The organism is Parolsenella sp. LCP21S3_E11, assembly GCF_052118165.1.
Classification (GTDB): Bacteria; Actinomycetota; Coriobacteriia; order Coriobacteriales; family Atopobiaceae; genus Parolsenella.
Window position 1 is genome coordinate 141107 of sequence record NZ_JBQKHS010000002.1, and the last position, 16731, is coordinate 157837.

The 16731-nt window shown below is 64.8% G+C and carries 12 protein-coding genes and 1 tRNA gene; 3 read left to right on the forward strand and 10 right to left on the reverse strand.

The window, feature by feature from the left end; genetic code table 11:
* Window position 1: 1 nt before the first annotated feature.
* Window positions 2-1318: an aspartate kinase gene (locus ACTQ1Z_RS04175; RefSeq protein ID WP_320678940.1), complete on the reverse strand. Its 1317-nt coding sequence runs from the start codon at window positions 1316-1318 to the stop codon at window positions 2-4.
* A 203-nt stretch (window positions 1319-1521) separates the two neighbouring features.
* Between ACTQ1Z_RS04175 and thrC the strand changes: the two genes are divergently transcribed.
* Together thrC and thrB are read left to right on the forward strand one after the other, a co-directional pair.
* Window positions 1522-3006, forward strand: coding sequence for a threonine synthase (gene thrC / locus ACTQ1Z_RS04180; protein ID WP_441858973.1), 1485 nt, complete (start codon window positions 1522-1524; stop codon window positions 3004-3006).
* Window positions 3003-3884, forward strand: a complete 882-nt coding sequence (thrB, locus tag ACTQ1Z_RS04185; RefSeq protein ID WP_320678936.1) for a homoserine kinase — start codon at window positions 3003-3005, stop codon at window positions 3882-3884. Before thrC ends, thrB begins: the two co-directional genes overlap by 4 nt.
* Here the strand turns inward: thrB and ACTQ1Z_RS04190 are convergent.
* The 8 genes from ACTQ1Z_RS04190 to ACTQ1Z_RS04225 all read right to left on the reverse strand — a co-directional run bounded on the left by ACTQ1Z_RS04190 (window position 3844) and on the right by ACTQ1Z_RS04225 (window position 13915).
* On the reverse strand, window positions 3844-4227 hold the full coding sequence (locus ACTQ1Z_RS04190; RefSeq protein ID WP_441858975.1) for a VanZ family protein: 384 nt from the start codon (window positions 4225-4227) through the stop codon (window positions 3844-3846). The two genes, thrB and ACTQ1Z_RS04190, sit on opposite strands and share 41 nt — an antisense overlap.
* A gap of 125 nt (window positions 4228-4352) precedes the next feature.
* Entirely contained in the window at window positions 4353-5942 is a 1590-nt protein-coding gene (locus ACTQ1Z_RS04195; RefSeq protein WP_320678935.1) for a hypothetical protein, read from the reverse strand.
* A 423-nt stretch (window positions 5943-6365) separates the two neighbouring features.
* Window positions 6366-8324, reverse strand: coding sequence for a transcription termination factor Rho (gene rho / locus ACTQ1Z_RS04200; protein WP_441858977.1), 1959 nt, complete (start codon window positions 8322-8324; stop codon window positions 6366-6368).
* Window positions 8325-8710: 386 nt separating this feature from the next.
* On the reverse strand, window positions 8711-10552 hold the full coding sequence (argS, locus tag ACTQ1Z_RS04205; protein ID WP_441858979.1) for an arginine--tRNA ligase: 1842 nt from the start codon (window positions 10550-10552) through the stop codon (window positions 8711-8713).
* Between the two features lie 146 nt (window positions 10553-10698).
* Window positions 10699-12183, reverse strand: a complete 1485-nt coding sequence (locus ACTQ1Z_RS04210; protein WP_320678931.1) for a nicotinate phosphoribosyltransferase — start codon at window positions 12181-12183, stop codon at window positions 10699-10701.
* Between the two features lie 75 nt (window positions 12184-12258).
* Window positions 12259-12573 (reverse strand): hypothetical protein, encoded by a 315-nt coding sequence (locus tag ACTQ1Z_RS04215; protein WP_293813889.1) that lies wholly within the window; start codon window positions 12571-12573, stop codon window positions 12259-12261.
* Between the two features lie 159 nt (window positions 12574-12732).
* On the reverse strand, window positions 12733-13674 hold the full coding sequence (locus ACTQ1Z_RS04220; protein WP_441858981.1) for a radical SAM protein: 942 nt from the start codon (window positions 13672-13674) through the stop codon (window positions 12733-12735).
* A 165-nt stretch (window positions 13675-13839) separates the two neighbouring features.
* Window positions 13840-13915 (reverse strand) — tRNA-Ala (locus ACTQ1Z_RS04225).
* A gap of 709 nt (window positions 13916-14624) precedes the next feature.
* Between ACTQ1Z_RS04225 and ACTQ1Z_RS04230 the strand changes: the two genes are divergently transcribed.
* Window positions 14625-15806, forward strand: a complete 1182-nt coding sequence (locus ACTQ1Z_RS04230; protein ID WP_441858983.1) for a glycosyltransferase family 4 protein — start codon at window positions 14625-14627, stop codon at window positions 15804-15806.
* Window positions 15807-16324: 518 nt separating this feature from the next.
* Here ACTQ1Z_RS04230 and rplT read toward each other — a convergent pair.
* Window positions 16325-16690, reverse strand: a complete 366-nt coding sequence (gene rplT / locus ACTQ1Z_RS04235) for a 50S ribosomal protein L20 (RefSeq protein ID WP_320678928.1) — start codon at window positions 16688-16690, stop codon at window positions 16325-16327.
* Window positions 16691-16731: the final 41 nt, after the last annotated feature.

The window sequence follows — 16731 nt, forward strand, 5'->3', positions numbered from 1 at the left end:
GTTACTCCTCGTCAAGGAACGCGTCATAGACGGCGCGGATGGTCTTCTTGAAGTCGGCGTCGTTCACACCGAAGATGATGCTGATCTCCTGGGAACTCTGGGTGATGAGGCGGATGTTGATGCCCTTCTCGCCCAACTCGTTGAACAGGCGGCCCGAGGTACCGGGGCGGTTGGACATGTTGCGGCCAACCACGCTAATGAGGGCGAGGTGGTCGATGACCTTGACCTCGTCGGGCTTGAGCTCGCGCTGGATGTCGGCCACGATCGAGTAGATCTTGTCGTGCACGTCAGCGCCGTTGACGACCACGCCGAACGAGTCGATGCCCGTGGGCACGTGCTCGACGGAGACGCCATAGCGCTCGAAGATCGCGAGCGCGCGGGCGAGCAGGCCAACGGAACTGCCCATCTTGGCCTTGGCGATGTGGACCGTCAGGAAGTCCTTCTTGCCGGCGATGCCCGTGATGACGGGGTCGTCCTCGGTGGGCTCGACACGCTCCTGGATGATGGTGCCGCGCTCCTCTGGGTGGTTGGTGTTGAGGATCGCGATGGGGATGTTGGCTTCACGCACGGGGAAGATCGCCTCCTCGTGCAGGACGCTCGCGCCCATGTAGGAGAGCTCGTGCATCTCGTCGAAGGTGATGCGGCGAATGGCGCGCGGGCGCTTGACGATGCGCGGGTCGGCCGTGAGGAAGCCCGAGACGTCCGTCCAGTTCTCGTAGAGGTCCGCGTTGAGGGCGCGAGCCGCAATGGCGCCCGTGATGTCGCCGCCACCACGGCTGAAGAGCTTGATGTCGCCCTCGCTCGTGGCGCCATAGAAGCCCGGGAGCACGAAGCTGCCCTCACGCACGACGAGGTCATGGATGCGGTCGCAGGTGCGTTCCATGTCGAGAGACCCGTCGTGGTGGAAGCGCACGTACTCGGCGGCGTCCGCGAACGGAAGGCCCAGGTACTCGCTCATAAGTCGGGCGGTGAAGTACTCGCCGCGGCTCACGATGTACTCGGTCGAGTATTCCTTGATATGCGCGGCGAACTCGTCGAACTTCTCGGCCATGGGATAGCTGAGGCCAAGCTCGGTCGCGATGTCGACGAAGCGCTGCTTGATATCCGCGAGAAGCGGGGTGCAGTCGACGTGATAGGTGCGGTGCGCGTCGACCAGATAGAGGAGGTCAGTGATCTTGTTGTCCTCGGAGTTGCGTTTACCCGCGGCAGAGACCACCACGAAGCGACGGCCCTCGTCAGCCTCGATGATGCGCTTGACCTTCTTGAACTGGCCGGCGTCTGCGACACTCGATCCGCCGAACTTGGTGATCTTGATCATGTGACTCCTCGTCAAGGTCGATCCCTGAGCGCCTTTGCGCCCCGTTCCAAACCTCCGCCAGGCAACCCGCCTGTTACCAAACGGTCTCAGCTGGGCTTTGAGCGGCCCGGATGCCACTCCCCGCGTTATTATGCGGAAAACGTCCTGAGCGCCCGCGGAAACAGGTTCGCGGGCAAACGCGCCGACACGCAAGGAGAAGAGCAGTGACTACGTTCTACCACAGCACACGCTCGCGAAACGAATCCTTAACAAGTAAGCAGGCAATTCTCGAGGGTATCGCCCCAGACGGAGGCCTGTTCGTTCGCGATGACGTCGCCGAGGGCGCGCCTTCGCTCGAGAGCCTGCTCGCCGGCACCTATCAGGACCGCGCGCGCCTCGTCCTCGGCCACCTCCTCGACGACTTCACCGCCGAGGAGATTTCCGGCTGCGTCGACGCCGCGTACGGCCCCAACTTCGACTCCCCCGCCGTAACGCCCGTCGTCCCCTGCGGCAACGATTGGACGCTCGAGCTGTGGCATGGCCCCACGAGCGCCTTCAAGGACATCGCTCTCCAGATGCTCCCGCAGCTCATGCGCGTCTCCCGCGAGGGTGACGGCCGCGGCGTCATGATCGTCACCGCGACGAGCGGCGACACCGGCAAGGCAGCCCTCGAGGGCTTCGCCGACGTTGCCGGCACCGGCGTCACCGTCTTCTACCCCCACGGCAAAGTCTCTGACGTCCAGCGTCTCCAGATGGCCACCCAGCGCGGCGAGAACGTCGCCGTCTGCGCCATCGAGGGCAACTTCGACGACGCCCAGACCCAGGTGAAGCGCATCTTCGCCGACGCGGCCCTGCGGGATCGCCTCGCGGAGAAGAACGTCGTGCTGTCGAGCGCCAACTCGATCAATGTGGGTCGCCTCGTCCCGCAGGTCACCTACTACTTCGACGCCTACGCCCAGCTCGTGGCCGCGGGCAAGCTCAAGAGCGGCGACGCGATCGACTTCTGCGTGCCCACCGGCAACTTCGGCGACGTGCTCGCCGGCTACTACGCCAAGCTCATGGGCCTGCCCGTGCGCAAGCTCATCGTCGCCTCCAACGCCAACGACGTCCTGACGGACTTCATCGCCACCGGCACCTATGACCGCAGGCGCCCCTTCCACAAGACCATCTCACCCTCGATGGACATCCTCGTGTCGTCCAACCTCGAGCGCCTGCTGTTCTACCTGTCCGACGGAGACTGCGAGCTTGTGTCCTCCCTCATGAAGGACCTTGCCGAGCAGGGCTTCTACACCGTGCCCGAGCATGTCCTCGATCGCCTGCACGAGACGTTCGAGTGCGGACGCGCCGATGACACGACTACGCGCGAGACGATCCGCGAGACCTGGGAGCGTCACGGCGCCATCCTCGACCCGCACACCGCCGTCGCCCGCCACGTCCTCGAGGCTCGCCCGGCGGACGGCGTCGCCCGCGTCTGCCTCTCCACGGCAAGCCCCTACAAGTTCTCCGCGAACGTCCTCGCGGCACTCGGCCACGACACGACCGACATGGACGGCTTCGAGTGCATGGACGCGCTCTTCGAGGTCACCGGAGCCAAGGTGCCCGAGGCGCTCTCCGCCCTGCGTGACGCTCAGGAGAGGTTCTCCGACGTGGTGAGCGTTCCCGAGATGAGCGGCTACGTCGAGGACGCGGCGGCGAGGATCCTCGCATGATCCGCATATCCGTCCCCGCCACCAGCGCGAACCTCGGCATAGGCTATGACACGCTGGGCATGGCGGTCTCCCTCTACTCGCACTTCACGTTCGAGCGTGCCGACGAGCTCACAATCACCGGCTGTCCGGAGGAGTTCCGCAACGCCAACAACCTCGTCTACGTCTCGCTCGTCGATGCGCTGGCAGAGTGGGGTGAGGAGCCCTTTGGTGTCTCGATCGACATCCAGACCGAGGTGCCCGTCGCCCGCGGCCTGGGGTCTTCGAGCACCTGCGTTGTCGCCGGCATCATGGCCGCGGCGGCGCTCACTGGTCACACCGTCACGCGCGAGGAGCTCGTGGCGATGGCGACGCGCGTCGAGGGCCACCCTGACAACGTCGCGCCCGCGATCCTGGGCGCAGCCGTGTGCTCGTTCACCCCTGATGGCCGCCTGCCGCGCTGCCTGCGCTATGACGTGAGCGACCGCCTCCGTTTCGTCACGGTGATCCCTCCCTATGAGGTTCACACGAGCGAGGCGCGCAAGGTCGTGCCACAGGAGGTCCCGCTCTCGACCGCTGTCTGGCAGATGGGCCGCGTCGCGGGCCTGACCCGCGGCCTCGAGACAGGTGACGCCTCGCTCATTGCGGACGCCAACGACGACCGCCTGCAGGAGCCCTACCGCCGCGCCCTCATCCCGGATTACAACGCCATTCGCGAGACCTGCCTTGCGGGCGGAGCGAAGACGATGTGGATCTCTGGCTCTGGCTCGACCCTCATGGCCGTGACGGATGACACGATCGTGGCCAAGTTCCTGCAAGTTCGCCTCAAGGAGCGCTTCCCCGAGTGCGAGACGCACATCCTCACCTGCGACACTTGCGGCGCGCAGATCGAATACCTGTAGTGACGAACATCCCGAAGGCGATGCCCACACAGTCGAGCGCCACGTCCGAGAGCTGGCCCGAGCGGCCTGGCACGAAGCGCTGGAGGGTTTCGTCCGCTGAGGGTGCGATCACGCCCGGGACGACCTGACGCCACCCGGGACGAACTTCCTCCGGTGTGCTGCCGAGAAGGACTCCGAGCAGGGCGTATTCGAGAAAGTGCCCCGCCTTGCGCACAAGGAAGGACATGAGGGTCGCGTCCGTGACGCCAAGTGACTCGAAGGCAGGACGTAGGATGTCGACGACAACGGCGCTCTGAGCCGTGGATTCTGGTCCCGGGAAGAGCGACCTGCTCCAAATGAACAAGACCCATGCAAAGACGAGAAGCCACCGCACCCAAACGGGGACGCGGTGGCTTTTGGTTTTGCTGGTTGGGGCACCGTCACGACTGTCAGCGGCTCGCGAGGCGCCAGGCTCGGTAAGAGCCACCCCTAGCCCTGCAGCGCGAGGTGGCGAGCGGGAATATCGGCCGTGCCACCGTCGATAACCTTGAAGCGCTTGCGGATGCTGTGATGCGCGAGTTTGCGGACGCTCTTGCTCTCGTTACGGGCAAGTTCCTCGTCAACGAGCATGTCGACGTAGCTATCGGTGTCCGTAACGTCAGGACGACCAGCCTGCGGCTTGAACGCCATGAAGATGGTGTCCGGCTCGAGGTGATCGACCTCGTCCAGTTCCTCGTCGAAGGAGGCCGGAGAGGGCGCGGGCACAGCGTTGGCGGCAGCCATGGCGATGTCCTCGTTGGTACGCTCGTCAAGCGCGGCGAGGGCAACGGCCCACAGGTCCTGCTGCTGGTCGCTCCAGCGCTGGCCCTGGGCGGGGAACGCCTCGGCCGGGTCGGCGAGACGGGTCGCGATGACCTCGCGGTCGCGCCTGGGCTCGACGGCGGCGGGAGCGGGGTGCGCAGAAGCGGAAGGCGCGGGCTGCGGAGTCGCCGGCTGGGCGGGCTGCGCGGAAGCGGAGGACGCGGGCTGAGCAGCCTGCGCAGGCGCAGGCGACTGCTGCCTAGCCGCGGCCTGGGCGGCCTGCGCGACCCAAAGGTCCTTCGCTGCGGCAGCGGCGGCGGGCGTCTGGGCGCAGAAGAGCACGGCGCTGTTATCCGCCAACCCTTCGTTCACAGACTCCATGCCTGCAACGGAAGCCGTCGCAGGGCGCACCTCGTTACCAAACGCCTGGTCCCACCAAGCCTCCCCCACGTCACCAACGCTGCCATCGGCGCGCGCGATGACGGGGAGTCCCTCCATCTTCGCAGCTCCGAGGCGCTCCTGGAGAACGCTGGCAACGCCCTTTGCACGCGCGGCCATGCGCTCAGCGAGAGTGATCTTGCGGACATAGTCCTCCGCGACGTCGGCGTAGTCGACGGAATCCGAGCCCTTCAGCCAGGAGTTCCAGGCGGCGTCCGCCTCGGCATCGCTCATCACGCCGTAGTGCGAGGGAACGGTGTAGTGGGTCCCCTTCTGCCCCTGAGCAGTGGCGGATGCGGGGGCGGTGTGGCCGGACGCGGAAGCTGCGGGGGCGGCGTGGTTGTTTGCAACGGGCGCGGCGGTCGCGCCCTCTGACGCGGCTGCGGCCACGTGCGGCGCGGGCTGGACGCGGATGTTGCCCGTCTGCTCCCAAGATCCGGTCATGCCACGCTGCGTGCTGCGCGCGGCATGACGAGGCTGGCACTCGGATGCAACAGCCGCCGAGGTCTCCCCGGCGCCGACGGACGAGAGGGTCCCGGTGGCATCTTGGCCAGACATGTCCCAAGCGGAGGGAGCTGCCTGACCATTAGCCCCCCGCATACGACCCGCAGAGTCAACGGCAGCCCGGCGGCGCGTCTCTGCCATGCGCGTGACTACGAGTGAGGTGCCGCTGGCGATAACCGCACCGGCGATGCATCCGGCAGCAAAGCTAAGGCCGGGATCGATCCTAGAGACGTCTTGGCCCAGAACCGTAAGCGCATTGGCACACGTGGGGGTCGCCCACGCAGCAACGCCGGCCAGACCGGCACAAATGGCAGGGCTCGTGTGCCTGCTCGTCATGACCAAACGCCTCCCTCGCGGAGGCGACGGCGCACGCAGATTGTCCACTGGATTGCGACGACGGGCCCGCCAGGCATCTGGCGGCCAATCGGGCAACGGCTTAGTGTGTTTGGTCTGCGTGTACCGTCGCTCGAACAATTATTCCTCATGGTGCATAGGCACCTCGTGGCGCGAAGGCTGCTTTTGCAGCACGTAGGCACCAGTAGAATGACTATACATCAGCGAGTCATTATAGTGCGGGGGAATGCGCCTCAGGCAGTGAATTCTTGGAGGGGAAGCTGCAAGCGCGTCCGCGCAACCGCCGCATGACGCCACGAACAGCAAAACGGTCGCGCTGACGCTTTCAACGCCAACGCGACCGCATGTCACTCGATTCAGCCGGCGCACGCCCAGGGAACGTCACACCCCCGGTACGACAAGCCGTTACAGCGAGTCGACGTACTCCGACTGCTGGGCCTTCTTGGCCGAGCGGATGAGGAACTCCTCGTTCGTCGCCGTAGCACGAAGGCTCTTGACGAGAGAGGCCTCGGCACGCTCGATGTTGTTCATGTTCGCGAGGATGCGACGGAGGCCCCAGACGAACGGCTGGAGATCCGCGTCGATGAGCAGGTCCTCGTTGCGCGTGCCGGAGGCAACCGGATCGATTGCCGGGAAGATTCGCTTGTCGGCAAGCTCACGGTCGAGCTTGAGCTCCATGTTGCCGGTACCCTTGAACTCCTCGAAGATGACCTCGTCCATCTTGGAGCCAGTCTCGACAAGGGCGGAGGCGAGGATGGTCAGGGAGCCGCCGTTCTCGATGTTGCGCGCCGCGCCGAGGAACTTCTTGGGCGGATAAAGCGCCGCGGAGTCAACGCCACCGGACAGGATGCGGCCGCTTGCGGGAGCAGCGAGGTTGTAGGCGCGGGCAAGGCGCGTGATGGAATCGAGGACGACCACGACGTCGCGGCCCATCTCAACCAGGCGCTTCGCGCGCTCGATTACGAGCTCGGAGACCATGGTGTGGTTCTCGGCAGGCATGTCGAACGTCGAGGCAACGACATCGCCCCTGATAGAGCGCTGCATGTCGGTGACCTCTTCGGGGCGCTCGTCGACAAGCAGGCAGATGAGATAGACCTCGGGGTTATTGGCGGCAATGGACTCGCAGATGCGCTTGAGTACCGTGGTCTTGCCGGCCTTGGGCGGGCTCACGATCAGGCCGCGCTGGCCCTTGCCGATAGGAGCCACGAGGTCAATGGCACGGCCGGTGATGGAGTCACGGCCATGCTCCATGCGGAGGCGCTCGTTGGGATAGACGGGCGTAAGGTCGCGGAAGCGCGGGCGCGAGCGGACAAGCTCGGGCTCGAGGCCATTGACCGTGGCGATCTTGTAAAGCGCGGGGTACTTGTCGTTGGGGCGGCTCGGGCGGACGGTTCCCTCGATCCAGTCGCCGCGGCGAAGGCCCATGTGCTTGATCATCTGCTGGGGAACGAAGGCGTCGTCGTCACCGGCCATGTAGTTGCCGGTACGTACGAAGCCATAGCCCTCGCCCGTGATGTCAAGCACGCCGGCGACGTCGCGAAAGCCCTCGGCACGCGCGGCGGCAACGTAGACCGCCTCAGCGAGCTGGGCCTTGCGGATGCCCACGTACTCAACGCCGAGGTTAACCGCCTCGCGACGCAGCTCTGCCACGAGCATGGAGGCGACACGCTCGCGAGAAAGCGTGGGGCCGCCGTTGTTGTTGCCCGCGTTGTTGCCGTTGTTGTTGTGGCGATTACGGCGGCGGTTGTTGCCTCCGTTGTTGTTCTGGAACTGACGCTGGCCCTGCGCGTTCTGCTTGTCGAAACCGCGGCCCGGGCGAACGTCACGGCGGTCGCGCTGATAGCTGCGCTGCTGCTTGTCAGCGTTCTGGCCGCTTGCCTGCGGGTAGGCGTTCTGGCCTCCATCGGACGCAGGGGCGGAAGCCTGGTCACGGTCCTTGCGGGCGCGCGAACGACGACGCTTGAACGCGCCTTCGTCACCAGCAGCGTCAGCCCTGGGGGCGACGTCGGCTTTGGGAGCGGCATCCGTCTTGGGAGTGGCAGACGCCTTCTGCGCGGCGTCGGCCTTGGGAGCGACGTCAGCCTTGGCGGCGTGGGCCCTGGGTGCGTCATCAGCTTTGGCGGCGTGGGCCTTGGGAGCGGAGTCTGTCTTGGATGGCGCCTCGCCCTTGGCCGGGTCGGCCTTGGTGGCACGGGCCTTGGGAGCGTCAGCCTTCGGGGCGGTATCAGCCTTCTGAGCGGCAGGGGCCTTAGCAGCAGCGTCGCCCTTAGACGAGGCGGAAGCCTCCTGGACGGCATCGGTCTTGCGCGCGCGAGGACGGCGGCGCTTTGGTGCCTGCGGAATCTCGTTGTTCTCTTCTGTCACGTGGGTGACCCTTCGAATCGGGCGAACTCGTCGCCTCCCACCCCACGCTGCTAACGCGGCATTGTCCTGCGAAAGTAGAGCCTGAGGTTGGGGAAAATAGTGGGCGCCGCAAAAGCGCGGCACAACGTAGGCCTAAAGGCCTGATTTCCTCGACTATAACACTCGCCACAGTATCGTGCGAGCAAAACGTTACTTCACCGGCGTCCGGCATTAGTTCGAGTCCAAGCGATGCGATCGGCACCCAGTTGCTCGTCGCCGCACAAGCACGAGTTGAGCGTCAGTCGCGCGGCAGAATCGCAAGCGCAACCAAGCGAGCCCCAAACAAAGGCGCCCGCCGGGACAACTCCCAGCGGGCGCCAAGCAATCTATCTAGCGAACGTCACGCGCTACATACGCTCCGGAGCAGAGACGCCGATGAGCGAGAGCGTGAGCGCGAGCACGCGACGGGCGGCATCGCACGCGGCAAGGCGGGCCTTCGAAACGGCCTCGTCGACCGGACGACCCTCACTCGGCAGCACCTGGCAGGCGGTGTAGAACGAGTGGAAGCTACCAGCGAGCTCCTGCGCGTAGTGCGTGAGGCGGAACGGCGCGCGGTCACGGGCGCAGCTCTCGACCAGGTCGCCAAACTCGCCGAGCTTACGCGCGAGGGCGGCCTCGGTGGGATCGGTGAGGACGGAGAGGTCGCAGTCGATCGGGCAGGCGCGAGAGGCAATCTCGTCCATGCCGAGCTCGGCGGCCTCCTCGGCAGTGACGCCGGCGGCGCGGCGCAGGATCGAGCAGATGCGGGCGTGGGCGTACTGAACGTAATAGACCGGGTTGGTGTTGTCCTGGCGCTTCACGGCCTCGATATCGAAGTCAATCATCTGGTTGGAGCTCTTGGAGACGAGCGTGAAGCGCGTGGCGTCAGCGCCCACCTCGTCGAGCAGCTCGCGCAACGGGACCATCGTGCCCTTACGCTTGCTCATCCTGACGGGCTGGCCGTTGCGCAGCAGGTTCACGAGCTGACCGAGAAGGACCTCGAACTTGCCCCCATAGCCGAGGGCGTCGGTCGCGGCGCGCACGCGGGCGATGTAGCCGTGGTGGTCAGCACCCCAGACATCAATGACGTGGTCGACGCGCTCATACTTGTTCCAGTGGTAGGCCACGTCGGAGGCAAAGTAGGTGTAGGCGCCGTCAGCCTTCACGAGGACGCGATCCTTGTCGTCGCCAAAGTCAGTGGAGCGGAACCAGAGAGCGTCGTCCTTCTCGTAAAGGTAGCCCTGCTCGCGGAGACGTGCGAAGGCGCGGTCGACGGCGCTCGTGCCGCTCGCGTCCTTCTCGTACAGAGAGCGCTCGCTGAACCACACGTCAAAGCTGGTGCGCATATCGTCGCAGGTCTGGCGGATGTCCTCGAGCATGAGCTTGTAGCCGCGCTCGCGGAAGGAGATCATGCGCTCGGAGGCGTCAGCGTCGACCCAGCGGGTGCCGTCGGCCTCCATGAAGTGGGCGGCGAGGTCGATGATGTAGTCTCCGCCGTAGGAGTCGGCGCCGAGGGACTCGCGGAAGGCGTCCATGTAGGGGTGGCTCTCAGGGTGCTCGTCAGCCTCGTCAGAGACGAAGGCGGCCCAGTCGGCGATGAGGGCCTCGTGGGCGGCGTGCGCGTCGATGCCCTTCTCGTCCATGATCTGGGCGAGCTGGAGATAGCGCGCGGACACCGAGTTGCCAAAGGTGTTCATCTGGTTGCCGTGGTCATTCACGTAGTACTCGCGCTCGACCTCGTAACCGGCGTGGTCGAGAACGCGGGCGAGGGAATCGCCGAGCGCGGCCCAACGACCGTGGCCGATGTGCAGCGGACCGACGGGGTTGGCGGAGACGTACTCGACCTGGACGTGCTGGCCGGCACCGAGGTCAGAGCGGCCAAAGTCCTCGCCCTGCTCGCGCACGGTGCGGAAGATCTCGTTACCGGCAGCAACAGACAGGTAGATGTTCACGAAGCCCGGGCCAGCGACCTCGACGCGATCGATCTCCGGAGCCTCGGGGAGGTGGGCGGCGATGGCCTCGGCGATCGCGCGGGGCGCCATGTGGGCGACCTTGGCGCTGCGGAGGGCGACGGTGCTCGTCCAATCGCCGTTCGCGGAATCCGCGGGGCGCTCGAGGCCGAGGTCCGCCACCTCGAACTCAGGCAGCTCGCCTGCAGACTGTGCCTCGGCCAGTGCAGCCCTGACCAGCTTCTCGATCGTCTCGACCACGATGCGTCCTTCCAACGTGCGCGCGGCCCCAGAGCGGGGCCGCGAATTAACATTTCGTGCCGTAAAGCGGCTATGAGTGTAGCAAAAGCGAGCCTGGGGAACGTCACCAGGCGCGAGGTCCTCGACACAGCCTGCCAGGCAGCGTCCTAGCGAATGGGCGACGAGGCAATGCGCTCCTCGCGTGCGAGCCTCACGCGCAGCGCGGCGAGGTTGTCCTCGACGCCCACGGGATAGAGCTGCGGGTTCAGGAAGCGCTTCACCGCTGGGTCGAGACGCATGAGCGCCTCGCGACAGGCGCGACGAGACTCCGTGAGCGTCGGCCTCTCGCCGATACCACGGCCGTCCTCCACCATCTGAACGAGTAGGTCGTGCCCCTCGTAGGCACCAAAGTCATAGCTGACCTCGGAATCGGTCACGTTCACGGCGAGGGCGCAGTTGGTCCCGGCCATCGTCTCGTCATAGATGACGTCGCCCACGGGGCAGCCGGAGCCATCGACGAAGCGCTTGACCTGCTGGATGCCAGGGATAGTGCGCTTATAGGCGACCTCGGACAGCTTCATCGTGGGGCGCCACTCCGCCTCGCCCGCCTTGCGTACGGCAGCAAGCTTGTACACGCCACCAAGGGAGGGCTGGGGGTCGCACGTGGCGAGCTTTGTACCCACGCCAAACGAGTCGATCGGCGCGCCCTGGGCGAACAGGGACTGAATCGTGTACTCGTCGAGGTCATTCGAGACGGAGATCTTCACGTAGGGCAGACCAGCCCCGTCGAAGGCCTCGCGCGCGTACTTGGAGAGCTTGGCGAGATCGCCCGAGTCGATGCGGATGGCCGCGAGGCGCTCGCCGGCGGCCTCCATCTCCTTGGCGACGGTGATCGCGTTCTCGATGCCCTGGCGAACGTCGTACGTATCGACGAGCAGGACGCAGTTCTTCGGCATAGAGCGCGCGAAGGCGCGAAAGGCCTCGATCTCGGACGGGAAGGCCATAACCCAAGAGTGGGCGTGGGTGCCGAAGACCGGAATGCCGTAGATCTTGCCGGCGAGGCAGTTGGAGGTCGAGTTGGCACCACCCACGAACGACGCGCGCGCGACGGCGAGGCCGCCATCCGGGCCCTGTGCTCGACGCAGGCCAAAGTCTGACACGACATGGCCCTCTGCCGCCTGGACGACGCGAGCGGTCTTGGTGGCAACGAGGGTCTGGAAGTTCACGAGGTTGAGCAGCGCCGTCTCAATGAGCTGGCACGCCGCCATGGTGCCCTGCACGCGCACGAGCGGCTCGCGCGGGAACACGACCTCGCCCTCCGGCACGGCCCAGACGTCGAGGTTGGGCGTGAACTCGGCGAGCCAGTCGAGAAAGCCCTGCTTGAACATCGCGCCGCCGCCGGGAGCCTGGATGCTCGCGAGGTAGGCGATGTCCTCGGGCGTATAGCGGAAGTTCTCGACAAGCTCAGCGATCTGGCCCGTGCCGCACGCTACGGCATAGCCGCCGTCAAACGGGGCGTCACGGAAGAAGACGGTGAAGCACGCCTCCGCGTCCATGAGGCCGCTCTCCCAGAATCCCTGGGCCATCGTGAGCTCATAGAGGTCCGTGTTAAGAGACACATCGGTGGGCTTGGTTACGTCGGTGAGAGACATACGCCCTCCCCTTTCGTCTGGCGCCCTGACGGCGCGGTTTGGAGCCTTGCGCCACAGCTGGCGCGGAGGGTTGCCCTAATTGGTGATGAGTCCGCCGCCGACAACCTGCACGACAAACCAAGCGATAAGCAGCGCCACGAAGAGAAGCACGAGCTTCTGGGCGAGGGGCATCTTGAGATCCTCGTCAGGCTCCATGTACTCGCGGGCGCGCTCTCGCCTCGCGGCATCGCGGGCATCCGCATCCGCCTCGGCCTGCTCGGCACGAAGACGCTCGAGCTCGGCCTTTTGGGCCGCGGCCTGGGCGGCATTCTCGCGCGCAGCCTTCTCGGCGCGAAGGCGCTCGAGCTCGGCGCGCTCCTCGTCAGTGAGGGGGGCCTGTTCGTCTGCCATGTGAACTCCTTTGCGAGTCATCATCAATCCTAGAGAGTCTATCCCTTTTGGGCATGGCTCAGTCCGTCAGGGGCAAGACCGCGGTTGTCGGCAGCAAGCTCCGGTCCCCGGCCGCGACGCGGGGCACTAACCCGTGGGCCTCGGCCGCGACGCGGGGCACTAGCTCGCAAGCTCCGGGCCCTCGACTCCAGTCGCGTCGAAAGCGGGCACGAAGCTCTCCGAGACCGTGCCTCCCTGCTGCCACCACATGCGCTCGAAGCCCAGGTCGTCGGCATGATCGAGCACAACCTCGTACTCGTCGTCGCCTAGTGCGCGAGCGAGGTCTCCCCCGCGCTCGCGGCACGCTGCGTTGGGCGTGTACTGGTTCATGACGGAGAGGTCCGCCTCGTTGCCACAGATGTCCCAGACGCGGTCGAGGACCGCGAGCGAGTCATCCACGTGACCCGGCAGAACGAGATGACGCACGATGATGCCGCGAAGTATCCTGCCATCCTCGCCGAGTGAGCGGCCCCCGCGCGAGCGCGTGATCTCGAGCATTTCCTTGAGCGCCGCCGCCGCGACCTCCGGATAATCGCCAGCGGCAGAGAACGCACGGGCGAGCGCCGGGTCAGCATACTTGAAGTCCGTCAGCCATACGTCGACGACCTGGGCGAGGAGACGAACGGTCTCCACCGTCTCGTAGCCGCCGGTATTGCAGAGGATGGGCACCGTGAGGCCCGCCTTCCGTGCGGCCTTTGCCGCCTCGACGACCTGCGGAGCAAAGTGGTCGGGCGTGACGAGGTTGATGTTGAGCGCGCCCTGGGACTCGAGCTCGAACATCATCTGGGCGAGGCGCGCGACGCTCACGTCAATGCCGAAGTTGCCGGCGCTGATCTCCGCATTCTGACAGAAGACGCAACGCAGGGTGCAGCCGGAGAAGAAGATGGCGCCGCTGCCCGCCTCGCCCGACACGGGAGGTTCCTCCCAGAAGTGGAGTGCGGAGCGAGCCACGCGCAGGGTCGAGGTCGCTCCACACGCACCGCGGGCTCCCTCTGCCCTGTGAGCCCCGCAGGCACGCGGACAAAGGCGACACGTCTCGTATTCTCGCGGCATCTCAGCCATGGCCTCTCCCCTCGTCATATGCCGGGCGTCCGCGCGAGCGGTGGACGACGCGCGGTGGCAGCCCGCATCTGACCGGCATCGAACGACGAGCGCCACACGAGGCGCGCTCGAATGTCGTGCGCATACAAAAAGAGCGGACCACATCGTGGCCCGCTCGATAATTCCTGGTGGAGACGAAGGGAATCGAACCCTCGGCCTCTGCCATGCGACGGCAGCGCTCTCCCAGCTGAGCTACGTCCCCAGGCGCGTTTGCGCGTTGGTTATTGTACCGTGCTTGTCCCGTCTGTCAAACGAGAATCTCGCAAGAATGAAAGATTGTGTTATGAGGGCCGAGCAGAGCCCCGCCATGCAACGTAGATTATCTCGAATGGGGCGCAAGTCATCCGCGGCATAGGCGCCGTGCGTGACGTCACTCTATCCGTGCGCGATGCTGTCATAGATGAGCGGCGTAAAAACAACGTCGCTCCCCGCAGGTGCGATAATGAACCCACCTCTCAAAAGGTGGGTGCCCTCACCGGCTGTTCCGCCTTCCTCGACAACGGAGGATGCCCGTACTGAGCCTGGTATATGGGCTCCCAGGAAACGCTTGTCGGTTCACCCAGTTTGCCCTGCGGGGAGCTGACACCTTCACTATACCGAAGCCATTTATCGGTTCCAGTCTTGACATGAGATTAACCTGCTCTCCGAGATTGCGTCTTAGGGACGCGCGCCAACGCAGAGCTGGTATCATGGGTAGTTACTGTGCCGTAACAATCTGCGGCGCACTCGCGGGGCGGCAACCGCCCCGCTTCAACGTGACCGGCGCATCCGTCGGTCGAAGCACCCGGCGATCTGCCGGGCAACGGATACGAATACCCTCGCGCGCGGCGTGCCGCCCGCAGGTTTGAAAGGCTACTCGCTTGGTGAGATGGTGGATTCCCTACGCGTCGCTCTTTGCAACGGCGCTCGTCGTGACGCTGGTAACCACACCGCTCGCCCGGCTCATAGCCACTCGCCTCGGCGCGGTCGACAAGCCCAGCAAGCGACGCATCAACAAGCGCACCATCCCGCGCATGGGTGGCATCGCGATTTTCCTTTCACTCATCGCAGCCGTCATTCTCCAGTACATGGGAACGATGCACCTTCACTGGCCCATCGTCTTCATGCCCGGTCGTTTTTCGATCTACAACTACCCGATGCTCGGCCTCGCATTCCTCGTCATTTTCATGACGGGCGCGCTTGATGACGTTTTCCAGCTGAAACCCCTCGCGAAGCTCGCGGGTCAAGTTCTCGCAGCGAGCATCGCCGTGGCGGCCGGCCTCACCGTCGGCACCATCATGAACCCCATTGGCCCCGGCGAGCTCGTTCTTGGCTGGGTCGCCTACCCCATCACCGTCGTCTACCTCGTGGCCTACGTGAACATCATCAACCTGATCGACGGCCTCGACGGCCTTGCGTCAGGCATCACGTTCATCTCGTGCTGCACGCTCTTCGTGCTCGCGAACCTCGCCGGCAGACGCGACGCCGCGGCGCTCTCCATCGCCGTCGCCGGTGCCACGCTTGGTTTTCTCCGCTACAACTTCAACCCGGCGTCGATTTTCCTGGGCGACTCCGGCTCGCTGCTGCTCGGATTCTCGCTCGGTACGATCTCGCTGCTGAACGTCCGCCGCGTCGCCGGCCTCACCACGATCATCGTCCCTCTCGTCATTTCCTTCGTGCCCATCGTCGACACGCTTTCCGCGATCATCCGTCGCAAGCGCGCGCACGTGAGCGTGGGCCAAGCGGACAAGGGCCACATTCACCACCGCCTCATCCAGGACGGCTATGACCAGAAGCAGGCGGTTCTGCTCATGTACTTCTGGACGGCAATGCTGTCCGTGGGGTCCCTCATCATGACGCAGATCGAGACCGCACCGCGTATCGTCGTCTTCTGCATCCTTATCGGCGCGTCGTTCGCATTCGCCGCGCACCTTCACCTTTTCGATCCGGTGCTGCTTCACCACTACAACCCGAAGAGCGGCGAGGACGAACTCGTGACTCCCGATGACCCGGCGTTCGCAGTCGAGCAGGAGCGTCGCGAAGAGCATCGCGAAGAACGCCGAGAAGAGCGTCACGAGGCCATCTCGGACCTCCTCCACCACGACGATAAGTAGTACCGCTTGCACGGAAGCCCGCCGGCTGCGCGAGGCCGCAATCGACACGCATGTTTTCCCTAAGCACGTATATTGGCCGCGACGATACACGCGTGAGCGCGCGAAGGCGGCGTGGAGCAGCGATACGACACACATGCAGGCCTTAAACGTGCAAAACGACTGACAAGGCTCAAACGTGAAGCCGCAAAAGCCGCAGAGAGCACAAATCGACATGCTTAGCAGCTGCATATATGCCGATTGTTCGTCGTAGCCAACCGCGGCAGAATCCGTGGCGATAAATTGACACAGATGGACCGCCGCGGACTGTTTAAGTACGCAAATGGTCGCCATCGTTTGGCATTTGCCTGGTTTAACGCACATTGAGACATGCTTAAAAGCCCTAAGTGCGCGCAATAGCCAACTCGGCTTGACGGCATAAAAAGAAGGGCTCGCGTACGCGACGCGCGTGCGGCACAAAAAAGGTCCGCACGCGCGTTGCGTACGGACCTTAGACGAGCAATGTGCTTTAGACGAGTGATTTACTCGGCGTAAGCAATGGCCTTCTTGGCGACCTCGGCGAGGGCGGCGAATGCAGCCTCGTCCTCGTAGGCGATCTGCGAGAGGACCTTACGGTCGAGATCGACGCCGGCAAGCTTCAGGCCGTGCATGAAGGTGGAGTAGCTCATGTCGTTCATGCGGGCGGCAGCGTTGATGCGCTGGATCCAGAGACGACGGATGTCGCGCTTCTTGTTACGACGATCGCGGTACTGGTACTGCAGGGAGTGCTGGACCTGCTCCTTCATGCCGCGGAAAGTGCGGGAGGAAGTGCCGTAGTAGCCCTTGGAGAGCTCCTTCAGGGTATTACGCTTCTTACGACCGGCGACAGCGCGCTTGACTCGTGCCATGTGTGATCAACTCCTAGTGAAAAAAGACAGGGCTTGCGCTG

Bases quoted from the DNA above. Each gene is read 5' to 3' on its own strand.
- ACTQ1Z_RS04210 (WP_320678931.1), bottom strand. From the start codon at position 12,183: ATGTCTCTCACCGACGTAACCAAGCCCACCGATGTGTCTCTTAACACG.
- ACTQ1Z_RS04195 (WP_320678935.1), bottom strand. From the start codon at position 5,942: ATGACGAGCAGGCACACGAGCCCTGCCATTTGTGCCGGTCTGGCCGGC.
- ACTQ1Z_RS04175 (WP_320678940.1), bottom strand. From the start codon at position 1,318: ATGATCAAGATCACCAAGTTCGGCGGATCGAGTGTCGCAGACGCCGGC.
- thrB (WP_320678936.1), top strand. From the start codon at position 3,003: ATGATCCGCATATCCGTCCCCGCCACCAGCGCGAACCTCGGCATAGGC.
- ACTQ1Z_RS04220 (WP_441858981.1), bottom strand. From the start codon at position 13,674: ATGGCTGAGATGCCGCGAGAATACGAGACGTGTCGCCTTTGTCCGCGT.
- ACTQ1Z_RS04215 (WP_293813889.1), bottom strand. From the start codon at position 12,573: ATGGCAGACGAACAGGCCCCCCTCACTGACGAGGAGCGCGCCGAGCTC.
- rplT (WP_320678928.1), bottom strand. From the start codon at position 16,690: ATGGCACGAGTCAAGCGCGCTGTCGCCGGTCGTAAGAAGCGTAATACC.